The following is a 12,827-nucleotide window of genomic DNA, read 5'->3' as shown; positions in this document are numbered from 1 at the left end:
CCTCCAGGGTCCGCCGGGGTGCCCGGCTGATCGAGCGTCCACGACACGCCGCTGCGGCGCGCTGCCAACGGAGTGTCTTGGACGCTCAACTGCGCGGGGCCGGCTACGTCGCGTTCCACAGCTCCCGGTAGAACGCCAGGCGGGTGGCATCCGGGGCCACGCCGTAGGCGTCGAGCAGGGCCTCGTGCCATCCGGGGCCGTAGTTCCACTCGGTCGACAAGGCGGCGACCGCGATGTCGGCCCACCGATCGGCGAGGCCGAGGGCGCCCAGGTCGACGTGCGCCGTCCACTCCCCGTCGTCGCCGATCAGGGTGTTGGGCGCGCACGCGTCGCCGTGGCACACGACCAACCGGTCGATGGGTGGGGCATCGCGCAGGTCATCGGGAACCTGAACGCCGCGGACGGCGGCGTTCGCGATACGGTCGGCCACGCTCCACGAGAACGGGCAGCCCTCCACCGGCAGCGCCTCGTGAAGGGCGCGGAGGCCGCGTCCGAGTGCCCGCACCGCCCGCTCCGGCCGCGCGACCCAGTGCGGATGAACCGCCGACAGATCCGGAACACCCGCGGTGACGAGCCACTCGTGGGCGGCATCCCGTCCCTCGTCGAGCACGCCCGGCACCGGCGTGAACGGCGCCGCCCAGCGCAGACGCTCGGCCTCGGCGCGCATCGACGTCTCGGCGGTGCGCGGCCCCCACTTCACGAACCGGATGCCATGGGCGTCGGTCGCGCGGAACGTCACGCCGCCGATGTTGTTCCGCCAGACCGGCTCGAGCATCGCGTCACCCGCGACTGCGCGTATGCGGTCGGGCACGGGCTCGCCGGTGTCGGGGATACTCACGGTTCGATCCTCGCGCACGTGCGGGGCGGGGTCACAGGCGGGCTCGACCGTGGGCCGATCCTCCGGGTGTCCAGGACACGCGGAGATCCCCCGGGCCGTCCGCGTGTCCTGCACGCTCAGCGGGGGAGTGCGACCCGGCGGTCATGAGGCGGGACCGACTCGCATTCCCCACCCGTCAGAAGACGTATTCGAAGCACAGCGAGCGCGGCATCGTCTCGACGTACGGCTCGTACACCGCAATCGGCGTGAAGCCGGCGGCGGCGTACAGCCGCAGCGACTCCGGCTGCATCCGCCCGCTCTGCAGGATCACCCGCGCAGCGCCGCCGCGGCGGGCGAGATCGATCACCTCGGCGGTGAGGGCGCGACCGACGCCCCGCCGACGGGCCGCGGCGACGACGACGAGACGCTTGAGCTCCCACTCGTCGCCGAGGCGGCGGAGGATCACATGTCCGAGCGGTGCGTCGTCGGCATCCACCGCCAGGAGGGTCGCGACCACCTGCTCGGGGTACACGGCGAGGGCCGCCTCGCGCTTCGCGGCGAAGGCGGGGGTGTCGCCGCCATCGGCGTCGCGATAGCGCTCGTCGAGGTCGGCATCCAGCATGCCGCGCAGCTCGACCGCGCGCGGATCGTCGACCTGCACCTGCTCGATGCGCAACCGCGGCTCGCTCACGCGACGAGCCTATGTGCGGAAGATCCGCCCGCGGCGGGGAGGACGGCCGCGCGTCGGGCAGACGATCGCGCCGTCAATGCGGGTGGCCCCCGGGTAGCCACGGGGCACAATGTCACAAGGGGGTGTCATGGGGCTGTCGCTCGTTCTGCTGTCGGTCAGCGTCGCGGTCGCGACGACGGTGCTCTTCGTTGCACTGCCGCGAGTCGGCACCCCCGGAGAGATCACCCTGTTCCTGCGGTTCGCGGCGGTGTCGGGCGTGTGCGCGGTGGGCTCCAGCGCGATGTACTTCATGTACGGCGCGGGTGGCGGCTCGCCGAGTCTGGTGATGGGTGATGTGGCGATGGTCCTCGCTCCGGCCCTGATGTTCGTCGCGCTCAGCACGCTCGACGGCCGACGGGCCGTCGGCCCGTCGTTCGCGGCCGGGGGACTGGCACTCGTGGTGGCCGTCGTCTCGGCGACGGTGCCCCTCCCGGGCTCGTTGACCGTGAAGGCGCTCGCCCTGGCGGCGGCATGCGCGGTGACCGCGTGGACGGCGTTCCGCTTGAACGTGCCGGCCCGCGGCCCGCTCCGCCTCATCGCTCTGACCAACGCGGTGTACGCGGTGTACTGCGTCGCACGCGTGGTGGTGGGAGCCGCGGCCGGATGGGATTCCGCCGTGTATCTCGCTGCGTTCTCGTTCGCCCCGGCGACCATTCTCGGGGCGCTGGCCGTGCTGCTCGTCGGGGCCGCCGTCGTCCGTCTGCGCTCCGGTCGGCCGCCCACCGAGCGGCCGGAACCCTGCCCGGTGGGCGCGGCCGTTGTCATCGGCGACTGGGACCTGGCATCCGCCGCCTACGGTCCCGACCGCATGCGCACCCTCCTCGCTGACCTACGCGCCGCGGCACGCGAACTGCACCCGGATGCCGTCGACGTGCCGAGCGGTGTCGAGATCACCCTGGAGAACGCCGTCGCCGTTCTGGGCGATCATCTGCGATCGGCCTACGGCTGGGAACCGGAGCAGACGATCCTGCTCGTCGACGGCGGCGAGACGGCCGCGATCCGCACCCGCCCGTCGCGCGGACTCCGCCTTCCGAGACGCTCGGCGCGGTCCTGAGTCTCGACTAGGGTGGGACCCGGTTTCAGCTTCGAAGGAGAACGCATGGATATCGCAGGAGCCTCCGCCCTCGTCGCCGGCGGTGCCTCGGGCCTGGGCCTGGCCACCGCCCGCCGTCTCACCGCAGCGGGCGCCAACGTCACGATCGTCGATCTGCCCTCATCGAACGGCGCCACCGTCGCCGAGGGGCTCGGTGGCTCCTTCGTCGCCGCCGACGTCACGGATGCCGATCAGATCGCGGATGCTGCCGCCCGTGCGGCAGAAGCCGGCCCCCTGCGCGTGGTCGTGAACTGCGCCGGCATCGCGCCTCCCGCCAAGGTGCTCGACCGGGAGGGCGTGCCCTCCGCGCTGGCCGACTTCGAGCGCGTCATCCGGGTCAACCTCATCGGCACCTACAACGTCGTCGCCCAGACGTCGGCGGTGATGGCGAAGACCGACCCTGCCGAGGGCGGCGACCGCGGCGTCATCGTCAACACCGCCAGCGTCGCGGCCTTCGACGGCCAGGTCGGGCAGCCCGCGTACGCGGCGAGCAAGGGCGGCGTGCACGCGATGACGCTGCCGATCGCGCGAGAGCTCGCCCGCCACGGCATCCGGGTCGTCACCATCGCCCCCGGCATCATGGAGACGCCGATGCTGAAGGGTCTGCCGCAGGCGGCGCAGGACTCGCTCGGCCAGCAGGTTCCCTACCCCTCCCGCCTCGGCGCCCCCGACGAGTACGCGCGTCTGGTGCTCGCCATCGTCGACAACGGCTACCTCAACGGCGAGACGATCCGCCTCGACGGCGCGATCCGGATGGCACCGAAATGACCGACGGCATCCTTCTCCACGTCGAGGACGGGCTCGCGCGCGTCACGTTCGATCGCCCCGCCTCGCTCAACGCGATGGACTTCCCCATGGCTCGTCGCTGGCGCTCCGTCGCCCACGAGGTGACCGCTGATCCGTCGATCGGAGCGGTGATCCTGGATGCCAACGGCCCCGCGTTCTGCGCGGGCGGTGACGTCGTGGCGATGGCGACGACCGGCGCGTCGGGCGCTGAGGTGACCGAGACGGCCGAGGCGATCCACGACGGCATCCGCACCTTCGCCGAGGCTCCGCTGCCGATGGTCGCCGCCGTCCAGGGCGCCGTCGCCGGTGGAGGGCTCGGGCTGATGCTCACCGCCGACTATGTCGTGGCGAGCGAGAACGCCCGCTTCGTCAGTCGCTACGCCAACATCGGACTCACCCCCGACCTCGGCGTGTCGACGCTCCTGCCCGCGGCGATCGGTCAGCGGCGGGCTCTGCAGCTGCTGCTGCAGGATCGGATGCTCTCCGCCGCGGAGGCGCGGGACTGGGGTCTGGTCGCCGAGGTCGTGGCATCCGGAGATCTGCAGTCCCGCGTCGAGGAGATCGCGCGGTTCTGGCTCGACGGTGCGAGGGCGGCCTTCGGGCAGGCGACGCGGCTCGTGCGGGTCGGTGCCGGGCGCACGTTCGCCGAGAACCTCACCGACGAGGCCGCCACGATCGGCGCCGCCTTCGACACCCCCGAGGCGCGGGCACGGGTCGCCGCGTTCGCCACCGCATCGGCGAAGGGCCGCTCGTGAGCACGTCGCTATCGTCCGGCGCCCCGCTGGCCGGCAAGACCATCCTGATGTCGGGCGGGAGCCGCGGCATCGGCCTCGCGATCGCGCTCCGCGCGGCCCGGGACGGCGCGAACGTCGCGCTGCTCGCGAAGACCGACACCCCGCACCCGAAGCTCGAGGGCACGGTGCACACCGCCGCCGAGGCGATCCGCGCGGCGGGCGGACGGGCCCTGCCCATCGTCGGCGACGTGCGCGACGAGGCATCGATCACGGAGGCCGTGTTGCGGACGGTGGGGGAGTTCGGCGGCATCGACATCGTCGTCAACAACGCCAGCGTCATCGACCTCTCGGGCTCGCTGGAGCTCGCGACGAAGAAGTACGACCTCATGCAGGACGTGAACGTCCGCGGCACGTTCCTGCTGTCGCGGGCGGCGGTGCCGCAGCTTCGCGACGCCGCGAACCCGCACATCCTGTCGCTGTCACCGCCTCTCAACGTCACGCCTCGCTGGCTGGGAGCCCACACCGGCTACAGCCTCGCGAAGTTCGGCATGACGATGGCCACCCTGGGCCTGGCGTCGGAGTTCGCGGATGACGGGATCGCGGCCAACACCCTGTGGCCGCGCACGACGATCGCGACCGCGGCGGTGCAGAACGTCATCGGCGGCGACCGGCTCATGCGCGTGTCGCGCACGCCCGAGATCTACGCGGATGCCGCGTACGAGGTGCTGTGCGCGCCGTCGCGCGAGCGGACCGGGCAGACGCTGATCGTCGAGGACGTGCTGCTGGCCGCCGGGGTGACGGACTTCGCGGGCTACGCCGCCGTGCCGGGCACGCCCGACGAGGCGATGTATCCGGACATCTTCCTGGACTGACGCGGCGTTCCGGTCCCTTCGCCGGGCGGTGGAGGTCGTGCGGTGGGCGTGGGGTCGTGGGGCCCCGCGGTCGGCATCCGTAAACGCTGTCCGTGCGCATAAACGCTCTGTCACCGCGTTTATCGACACGAATCGCGTTTATGGGCGGGTGCCCCGCTCGCACGACAGACCGACGGGCGAGTCCGACGCGAGCGAGGTGCGCTGTGCCGCAATGGCGCACGGCCCCCAGCGGGCGATGAGTCGCGGTGGTGTGGTGCGTCCATAAACGCTGTCCGTGCGCATAAACGCTCTGTCACCGCGTTTATGCGCACGAACAGCGTTTACCGGCATCGCGGATGCCGAGCGGGCGCCGCCGCACGTGGGCGCCGCCGCAACGACGGGTCGCTCAGGCGCTCAGATCGACCGTCGTGCCGAGGCCCTGCTCGCGGGCGGCGCGGATGAAGACGTCGGCGACGGCGACATCCTGCGCGCCGATGCCGACCGAGTCGAACAGCGTGATCTCCTCCGGCGCCCGACGGCCGCGCACGCGACCGGCGACGACCTCTCCGATCGTGCCGACGACGTCGGCCTCGGAGATCGCGCCCTCTGCGATCGCTCGCAGCAGGTCGCCCGACTTCGTGCGCGCCGTCGCCCGGTCGTCGACCCAGATCGAGGAGCGCGCCATGGCTTCGCCGTCGACCTCTCGCTCGTCGGCGCGCGGGCGGGCTCCGACGACGTTGAGGTGCTGCCCCGGGCGCAGCCACGCGCCCTCGACGATGGCCTCCACCGACGGGGTCAGGGTGCAGACGACGTCGGCCTCCTCCACCACCTCTCGAGGGGATGCCGCGATGTCGATCGCGGTGGACCACCCCTCGCCGCGCAGGTCGGCGACGAGCCCCTCGGTGCGCTCCCGTGTGCGCGACCACACCACGACGCGGTCGAAGGGCCGCACGTCGCGGAGGGCCAGGGCGTGCTCGCGGGCCAGCGCGCCGGCGCCGATGAGACCCAGGGTCCGGCTGTCGGGACGGGCCAGCGTGCGGGTGGCCACGGCGCTGGCGGCGGCGGTGCGCACCCGGGTCGGCACGGCGCCGTGCAGCAGCGCGACGGGGGAGCCGTCGACACGATCGACGACGAGGATCATCGAGCGCTGGGTCGGCAGCCGACGCCCCGCATTGTCGGGCACGTCGGCCAGGAGTTTGACCCCCGCGAGATCGGACGCCTCGGACACCGCCGACATCAGGATGAAGCGGTTGGAGTCCGCGGGCGTCGACATGGAGGTCGGGCCGGGTTGGTCGGCGCGGCCTTCGGCGATCTCGGCGAACCCCCGGGAGACGGCGTCGGCGATGGCTCCGCGGTCGACGAGGCCCTCGAGCTGGGGCGTGCTCAGCAGCAGCATCAGGCGCGGCTCCCGTCGGTCAGCTCGAGGGCGTCGGCGACGACGGCACCGCGGAAGAGCACGGTGCGGTCGCTCAGGCGGTCCATGACCGCCGCCGTCACGGTGTCGCCGGCGACCAGGACGAGGTCGGCGGGGTCGCCGATCCCGAGCCCGGGATTCTCGTCGCCCCGGGTCGGCATCGCGGCGCGCCCCATCACCGCGCGGCCGCCCACCGTGGCGATCGCGACGCAGTGCTCGATGTCGTCGTCGCGCCGGAAGCCGTTGGTGAAGGCCAGCTGCCAGGTGCGATCGAGCATGTCGGTGTTGCCGTAGGGCGACCAGTAGTCGCGCTGGCCGTCCTGGCCCAGGCCCAGTGCGATGCCGTACTCGTCGAGCAGGCGCGTGGGCAGCGGCGTCTGCGGCGCCACTGTCGCCATCGAGATGCCGAGGTCGCGGAACTGCTCGAGCAGCGTCCGCAGCTCCGCCTCGGGAAGCCGGCCCAGACCGTAACCATGCGAGACCGTGACGCGACCTCGCATGTCGAGGGCGCGGGTGCGCTCGATGATCAGCTCGGCCGAGAACTTCGCCAGCTGGTCGGGTTCGTGCAGGTGGATGTCGATGGGGGCGCCGTAGCGCTCCGCGATGGAGAACACGGCGTCGAGATGGCGGACCGGGTCGCGGTCCAGGGCGCACGGATCGATGCCGCCGACCACGTCGGCACCGCGGTCCATGGCCCGATCGAGCACCTCGATCGATCCCGCCTCCCGCAGCAGACCCGCCTGCGGGAACGCGATGATCTCGACCTCGCACCGGTCGAGGTTGGCTTCGCGCGCCGCGAGCACGGCATCCAACCTCTCGAGATCCGCGTCGACGTCGACCTGGGCGTAGGTGCGCACCTGGGTCGTACCGCGCGCGATCGCGCTCTCGAGCGTCGTCGCCACGCGGTGCTCCATGCTCCGCTCGGCGTGACGCCAGTTGTCGCGATCGTTCAGCATCATCCCCCACACCCCCGGCACACCCGTGTGCGGCCGGAAAGGCAGACCGATGCGCGTGGAGTCGAGGTGCACGTGCACGTCGGCGAACGACGGCAGCAGGATGCGACCCCGGCCCGACACCGTCTCGGCTGACGCGTCGATCGGTTCCGTGCCCGCCGGATGGATGCCGGTGATCAGGCCGTCCGCGAGGGCGACGTCGGAGAGGGGGCCGCCCCAGGGGCGGACGTCGGTGAGGACGGTGGAGGTCATTCGAAGCTCGTTCCGGTGAAGTCGTACAGTCCGTCGGCGCGCGGGGTCCAGCGCAGTCCGCTGACGGCGGCGAAGTTGTTGAAGGGCACGTACAGCGGCACGAAGTAGCCCTGCGTGTTGCTGTAGTCCAACAGCTCCGCGAACACGGCCTTGCGCGCATCGCCCTCGACCCCGCGCTGCTCCGCCGCCCACGCGGCGGTCTGAGGATCCTGAGCGTAGTTGTTGTTGCCCGCCGTCTCGTAGAAGTCGGTGAGGGGCAGGTCTCCGTCGAGCGTGGAGGGGGCCCAGGTGTTGAGGTAGACGCCCTGCATCTCGCGGCCGCGCACCTTCAGCGTGTGGCTCTGCTGGTCGGCGCCGCGCATGTCGACGGCGATGCCGACGTCTTGCAGGTAGCCCTGGATGCTCTGGGCCACCTCACTCGAGAGCGGGATGCGACCGTCGGTGGCGTAGTCGAAGGGAATCGGCGTGCCGTCGTAGCCGGCCTCGGCCAGCAGGGCTCGCGCGCCATCGGGGTCGTAGGCGAGGGGCTGGACGGAGTCGGAGAACCCCTCCACCGCCGGCGCGATCATGGCCTTCGCGGGCTCGGCGAGTCCCGACAGCAGCGAGTCGACGATCGCCTGGGTGTCGACGGCTTTGGCGACCGCCTCGCGTACGCGCACATCCTGCAGGGGACCGGCGGTGGAGTTGACGCCGAGGAAGACGACCCCGTTCGAGGCGGCCGAGAACGTCTGGGCCGACGGCGCGGCCTGCACGGATGCCACCTGCGTCGGTCCGATCTGGGCGACGTCGAGACTGCCCGAGAGCACGCCGTTGGCGCGCGACTCGGTGGACGAGACCGGCTGCAGCGAGATCTCCTCGATCACCGGGGCCGGGCCCCAGTAGTCGTCGTTGCGCTTCAGGTCGTACGACACACCCGTGGTGATGCTGTCGAAGACGTAGGGCCCCGATCCGATCGGCTCACGGGCGTAGGCGTCGGCCCCCATCTCCTGGTAGGTGTCGGCGGGGACGATGGAGATCAGCGAGGTGTTGCGGGGGAAGGCCGAGAAGGGCTGCTTGAGAGTGAAGCGCACGGTGGTGGCATCCACCGCCTCGACGCTGTCGAGGGAGGAGAGATAGGCGTAGTTCTCCCCGCTCGGATCGCCCAGGATCGTCTCGTACGTGAAGACCACGTCGTCGGCGTCGATGGCCTCCCCGTTGCTCGCGGTGACGTCAGGAGTGAGCGTGAACTCCCACTGGGTGAGGTCGTCGTTCGCCGTCCAGTCCGTCGCGAGCTTCGGCTCAAGGGTGCCGTCGGCGGCGATCTTCACCAGCTGATCGTGGGTGTGGAAGAAGACCGACAGCACCACCAGCGCCCCGGATCGGATGGGGTCCATGGAGCTCGGGTCGGTAGGCAGGGCGGCGGTCAGGCTCGTGCGGGCGGTGTCGCCCGAGCCGGTGGGGGAGTCGAATCCGCCGGCGCATCCGGCGAGGATCACGCTACCGAGGGTGAGGGCGGCGAAGCCCGTGAGGGCGCGGCGGGCTGTCGAGCGGGTCATGAGAGGGCCTTTCGGGTGGGCGAGTCGGAGAGCGTGGGCGAGTCGGAGAGCGTGGGCGAGTCGACGAGTGTGGGCGAGTTGGAGAGTGTGGGCGAGTTGGAGAGCGCGTGGGAGGGGGCGGGATCCGGCGACGCCGAACCGGTCGGCGGGTCGGAGAAGAGGTGCGGGATGGCATCGAGCAGGGTGCGGGTGTACGGATGCCGGGGCTCGGCGAAGACATGCTCGGTCGGGCCTTCCTCGACGATGCGTCCGGCCTGCATCACGACGACGCGGTCCGCGATGCCGCGGACGACGCCGAGGTCGTGCGAGACGAAGAGATACGCGAGCCGTTGATCGCGCTGCAGGCCGCCCAGCAGATCGAGCACCTGCGCCTGGATCGAGACGTCGAGTGCCGAGACGGGCTCGTCGAGCAGCACGATCGCGGGGTCGAGGGCGAGCGCGCGGGCGATGCCGACGCGCTGGCGCTGCCCGCCCGACAGGCGGGTGGGGAGACGGTCGTCGAACGAGCTGTCGAGGCCGACCCCGTCGAGCAGCGTCCGCACGCGCGCCGACGTGAAGCCGCGGCGGATCCTCAGCGGTTCACCGACGGAGCGGGCGACGCTCATGCGCGGATCCAGCGCCGACGACGGGTCTTGGAACACCACCTGGGCACGGGAGCGCAGCTCGGCGCTGCGCCCGGCGATGTCGGGTGAGACGGTGCGCCCCTCGAAGCGGATGGTGCCCGCGCTCGCCGGGGTGAGGCCCAGGATGGCGCGCAGCAGCGAGGACTTGCCGCATCCGGACTCCCCGACGACGGCGACCGTCTCTCCCGCGCGGATGCGCAGCGAGACACCGTCGACCGCCCGGGTGCGGCGGCCACGTCGACCGGGGTACTCCACGACGAGGTCGGTCACGTCGAGGGCGGGCTCCTCTGCGGTCTCGACGAGCGCCGGGCGATCCGCCCCGGTCCGGGTCGACGGCGCCGCCGCGAGCAGCCGACGCGTGTATTCGTGTGCGGGGGCCGACAGCACCGCGCGGGTCTCACCGCGCTCGACGACCCGTCCCGATCGCATCACGACGAGGTCGTCGGTGTGCTGGGCCACAAGGCCCAGGTCGTGGCTGATGAGGGCCAACGCCGACCCGGTGCGCTCGCGCACCTCGTCGAGCAGCGCCATGACCTGCGCCTGGACCGTCACGTCCAGAGCGGTCGTGGGCTCGTCGGCGATGAGCAGCAGCGGGTCGTTGGCGATGGCCATGGCGATGACCGCGCGCTGGCGCATGCCGCCCGACCATTGGTGGGGCCGCGACGCCGCGCGTTCCGCGGCGTCCCGCACCCCGACCGACTGCAGCAGCTCGACCGCCCGCCGACGGGCGGCGGTGCGCGAGGTGGCGGGGGAGTGGGCCCTGACCGCGGCGGCGACCTGCGCCCCCACCGAGCGCAGTGGATTGAGCGCCGACATCGGGTCTTGGAACACCATTCCGGTGACCCGCCCGCGCATGCTGCGGAGGTCGCGCTCGCCCATCGACGTCACGTCGCGGCCGTCGATGCGGACGTTCCCGGAGGCGACTCGCACGCCCGGGGGCAGCAGGCCGAGGGCTGCGAGCATCGTCAGGCTCTTACCGGAACCCGACTCCCCGACCACGCCGAGCGAGGACGAAGGCGTGACCTCGAACGACACGTCGTGTACGACGGTGCGGTGACCTTCGTCCGACGTGGCATCCAGACGCAGATTCTCGACGGACAGGACGGGGCGGGTCATCGGCGGGCTCCCTTGCGCAGGAAGGCGCCACGCGCCTCGGCGGTGAACTGCTGACTGAGGAACTGCACGCCGCCCACGGCGAGGAACATCGCGACGCCGGGCAGGATCACCAGCCAGGGGTCGGTGGCCAGATACTTCTGACCGTCGAAGATCATGGCGCCCCAGCTGGGCGTGGGCGGCTGTACGCCGAGACCGAGGTATTCGAGGGAGGCCTCGATGAGCACGATCGTGGCGATGTCGGTGGCCGCGATGATGAGCGTGTGCGGCCAGACGTTCGGCAGCACGTGTCGGGTGAGCGACCAGAAGCGATCGGCGCCCTGCGTGCGCGGTGCGACCACGAAGTCCTGCGCCCGAAGGGCCGCGGCGACGTTGCGCGTCACCCGGGCGTAGCCCACCCACCAGGTGCAGCCGACGACGAGGATCGTGAGACCGGCGCTGGGCGGCACGACGGCGCAGACGGCGATGAGCAGCAGCACGACGGGCATCGCCAGCACGGTGTTCGACAGCACCGACAGGGCGGACTCGATCCGCCCTCCGAAGAAGCCGGCCAGGATGCCGACGGTGGTGCCGATCACCGCGTTGAGGCACACGATGGCCACCGTGATACCGAGGGTGACGGCGGAGGCGAGGGCGATCCTGCTGAACAGGTCGCGCCCGAGCGGGTCGGTGCCCAGCGGGTGCCCCGGGTCGACGAACGGCGGCAGCAGGGCCCGCGACAGGTCCTGTCCGAACGGGTCGAAGCCGGGCAGTACGGGACGAAGCGCGGTCGCGCCGATGACGACGGCGAGCATCACGATGCCGACGACGGCCGAGGGGCGCAGGCGCCGACGACGGGGGCGAGGGGGCGGTGCCGAGGTCGCGGCCTCGGGGATCGGGGGCAGGGCGACGGTGGTCATGAGGTGGCCGTTCGGGGGTCGATGCGGGCGACGAGCAGGTCGACGAGGGTGTTGACGACGACGAAGGCGACGGCGACGAAGAGGAGCCCCGCCTGGACGATCGGGAAGTCGCGCTGGCTCACGGCGGCGGTCAGCAGGCTGCCGAGCCCGGGCCAGGCGAACACCACCTCGACCACGACCGTGCCGCCGAGCAGCCCGCCGAGGTTCAGGCCGGCCATGCCGAGCACCGGCGGCAGGGCGTTGGGGAGCATCTGGGTGAACAAGATGGTCGGTCGGGACTGGCCGATGGCGAAGGCCGTGCGGACGTAGTCCTGCTCGGCTTGATCGCTCAGTGCGGCGTCGAGCAGGCGGAGATACATCACGAACTGTCCGGTGGCGAGGGTCACGACCGGGAGCACGAGGCTCGCGGGACTCGTGCGGCCCAGCGACGGCAGGAGGCCGAGCGAGACGGAGAAGATCAGCACGAGCAGCAGGGCGAAGAAGAAGTCGGGGACCGCTTGCCGCGTGGCGCCGAGCCAGCCGACGATCGCGCGGAGGATCCGGCTGCCGCTGAGGTGGATGACCACGGCGGCAACCAGCGCGAGGGCGAAGCCGGCCAGGAACGCCCAGAAGGCGAGTTCGACCGTGGCGGGGAGGCGCTCCCACACGAGTCCGAGCGCGGACTCGTGCAGCCGGTACGAGTCGCCGAGGTCGCCGACGACGACCCCGCGGAGGAAGTCGAGGTACTGCACGAGCACCGGGCGGTCGAAGCCGAGGCTGGCGTTGAGAGCATCGACGTCGGCGCTGCTGGCGTTGTCGGGGAGCAGGAGTGCGCCCGGGGCGCCGGTGAGGCGACCGAGGACGAAGCCGATCGTGACCACGAGGAAGACCGTGGCGCCGGCCAGGGCGAGGCGGCGGAGGAGGAAGGCGAGCACGGAGGTGACGCTACGGCGCGCAACGGGTATACCAAAGCGATGTAACGAACACGCAATGTGATCCTTACGCCAGCGTCATTTTGGAGTACCAGAGCGCATATTGGACAAGGCGC

The 12,827-nt window shown here is 71.6% G+C and carries 12 protein-coding genes; 4 read left to right on the top strand and 8 right to left on the bottom strand.

Going from position 1 to position 12,827, the window contains the following annotated elements; all coding sequences use genetic code 11:
* Positions 1–103: 103 nt before the first annotated feature.
* Positions 104–838 (bottom strand): aminoglycoside 3'-phosphotransferase, encoded by a 735-nt coding sequence (locus ASF76_RS01175; RefSeq protein ID WP_055951725.1) that lies wholly within the window; start codon positions 836–838, stop codon positions 104–106.
* Between the two features lie 175 nt (positions 839–1,013).
* Positions 1,014–1,508 (bottom strand): GNAT family N-acetyltransferase, encoded by a 495-nt coding sequence (locus tag ASF76_RS01170; RefSeq protein WP_055951722.1) that lies wholly within the window; start codon positions 1,506–1,508, stop codon positions 1,014–1,016.
* A gap of 127 nt (positions 1,509–1,635) precedes the next feature.
* On the opposite strand from ASF76_RS01170, the gene ASF76_RS01165 reads away from it, so the two are divergent.
* The 4 genes from ASF76_RS01165 to ASF76_RS01150 are packed head-to-tail and all read left to right on the top strand — an operon-like array spanning position 1,636 to position 5,032.
* Complete coding sequence (locus ASF76_RS01165) at positions 1,636–2,601, top strand: hypothetical protein (protein ID WP_055951718.1); 966 nt, start codon at positions 1,636–1,638, stop codon at positions 2,599–2,601.
* 45 nt (positions 2,602–2,646) lie between these two features.
* Positions 2,647–3,408, top strand: coding sequence for an SDR family NAD(P)-dependent oxidoreductase (locus tag ASF76_RS01160; protein ID WP_055951716.1), 762 nt, complete (start codon positions 2,647–2,649; stop codon positions 3,406–3,408).
* A complete protein-coding gene (locus tag ASF76_RS01155; RefSeq protein ID WP_055951713.1) occupies positions 3,405–4,181 on the top strand; it encodes an enoyl-CoA hydratase/isomerase family protein in 777 nt (258 codons plus the stop codon). Before ASF76_RS01160 ends, ASF76_RS01155 begins: the two co-directional genes overlap by 4 nt.
* Complete coding sequence (locus ASF76_RS01150) at positions 4,178–5,032, top strand: SDR family oxidoreductase (protein WP_268774060.1); 855 nt, start codon at positions 4,178–4,180, stop codon at positions 5,030–5,032. Before ASF76_RS01155 ends, ASF76_RS01150 begins: the two co-directional genes overlap by 4 nt.
* A 385-nt stretch (positions 5,033–5,417) precedes the next feature.
* Here the strand turns inward: ASF76_RS01150 and ASF76_RS01145 are convergent, their stop codons facing one another.
* From ASF76_RS01145 to ASF76_RS01120, 6 genes are read right to left on the bottom strand one after another with little or no spacing between them, the layout of a single operon-like run.
* Positions 5,418–6,407, bottom strand: a complete 990-nt coding sequence (locus ASF76_RS01145) for an ornithine cyclodeaminase family protein (protein ID WP_235561202.1) — start codon at positions 6,405–6,407, stop codon at positions 5,418–5,420.
* On the bottom strand, positions 6,407–7,630 hold the full coding sequence (locus ASF76_RS01140) for an amidohydrolase family protein (protein WP_055951711.1): 1,224 nt from the start codon (positions 7,628–7,630) through the stop codon (positions 6,407–6,409). The genes ASF76_RS01145 and ASF76_RS01140 overlap by 1 nt, the downstream gene beginning before the upstream one ends.
* Positions 7,627–9,165: an ABC transporter substrate-binding protein gene (locus tag ASF76_RS01135; protein WP_055951707.1), complete on the bottom strand. Its 1,539-nt coding sequence runs from the start codon at positions 9,163–9,165 to the stop codon at positions 7,627–7,629. The genes ASF76_RS01140 and ASF76_RS01135 overlap by 4 nt, the downstream gene beginning before the upstream one ends.
* Complete coding sequence (locus ASF76_RS01130; RefSeq protein ID WP_082484781.1) at positions 9,162–10,904, bottom strand: dipeptide ABC transporter ATP-binding protein; 1,743 nt, start codon at positions 10,902–10,904, stop codon at positions 9,162–9,164. Before ASF76_RS01130 ends, ASF76_RS01135 begins: the two co-directional genes overlap by 4 nt.
* The gene (locus ASF76_RS01125; protein ID WP_055951704.1) at positions 10,901–11,800 is read right to left on the bottom strand and encodes an ABC transporter permease; all 900 of its coding nucleotides are present in this window, start codon (positions 11,798–11,800) and stop codon (positions 10,901–10,903) included. Before ASF76_RS01125 ends, ASF76_RS01130 begins: the two co-directional genes overlap by 4 nt.
* Positions 11,797–12,714 (bottom strand): ABC transporter permease, encoded by a 918-nt coding sequence (locus tag ASF76_RS01120; RefSeq protein ID WP_055951702.1) that lies wholly within the window; start codon positions 12,712–12,714, stop codon positions 11,797–11,799. The genes ASF76_RS01125 and ASF76_RS01120 overlap by 4 nt, the downstream gene beginning before the upstream one ends.
* Positions 12,715–12,827: the final 113 nt, after the last annotated feature.

This window comes from Microbacterium sp. Leaf151 (genome assembly GCF_001424225.1).
In the GTDB taxonomy this organism is placed as follows: Bacteria; Actinomycetota; Actinomycetes; order Actinomycetales; family Microbacteriaceae; genus Microbacterium.
Note: the sequence above shows the minus strand (reverse complement) of the source record. Positions and strands in the feature narration are given on the sequence as shown.

Excerpts from the sequence above, each read along its gene's own strand:
- ASF76_RS01130 (WP_082484781.1), bottom strand. The coding sequence starts at position 10,904 with ATGACCCGCCCCGTCCTGTCCGTCGAGAATCTGCGTCTGGATGCCACG.
- ASF76_RS01140 (WP_055951711.1), bottom strand. The coding sequence starts at position 7,630 with ATGACCTCCACCGTCCTCACCGACGTCCGCCCCTGGGGCGGCCCCCTC.
- ASF76_RS01160 (WP_055951716.1), top strand. The coding sequence starts at position 2,647 with ATGGATATCGCAGGAGCCTCCGCCCTCGTCGCCGGCGGTGCCTCGGGC.
- ASF76_RS01135 (WP_055951707.1), bottom strand. The coding sequence starts at position 9,165 with ATGACCCGCTCGACAGCCCGCCGCGCCCTCACGGGCTTCGCCGCCCTC.
- ASF76_RS01145 (WP_235561202.1), bottom strand. The coding sequence starts at position 6,407 with ATGCTGCTGCTGAGCACGCCCCAGCTCGAGGGCCTCGTCGACCGCGGA.
- ASF76_RS01125 (WP_055951704.1), bottom strand. The coding sequence starts at position 11,800 with ATGACCACCGTCGCCCTGCCCCCGATCCCCGAGGCCGCGACCTCGGCA.
- ASF76_RS01155 (WP_055951713.1), top strand. The coding sequence starts at position 3,405 with ATGACCGACGGCATCCTTCTCCACGTCGAGGACGGGCTCGCGCGCGTC.
- ASF76_RS01165 (WP_055951718.1), top strand. The coding sequence starts at position 1,636 with ATGGGGCTGTCGCTCGTTCTGCTGTCGGTCAGCGTCGCGGTCGCGACG.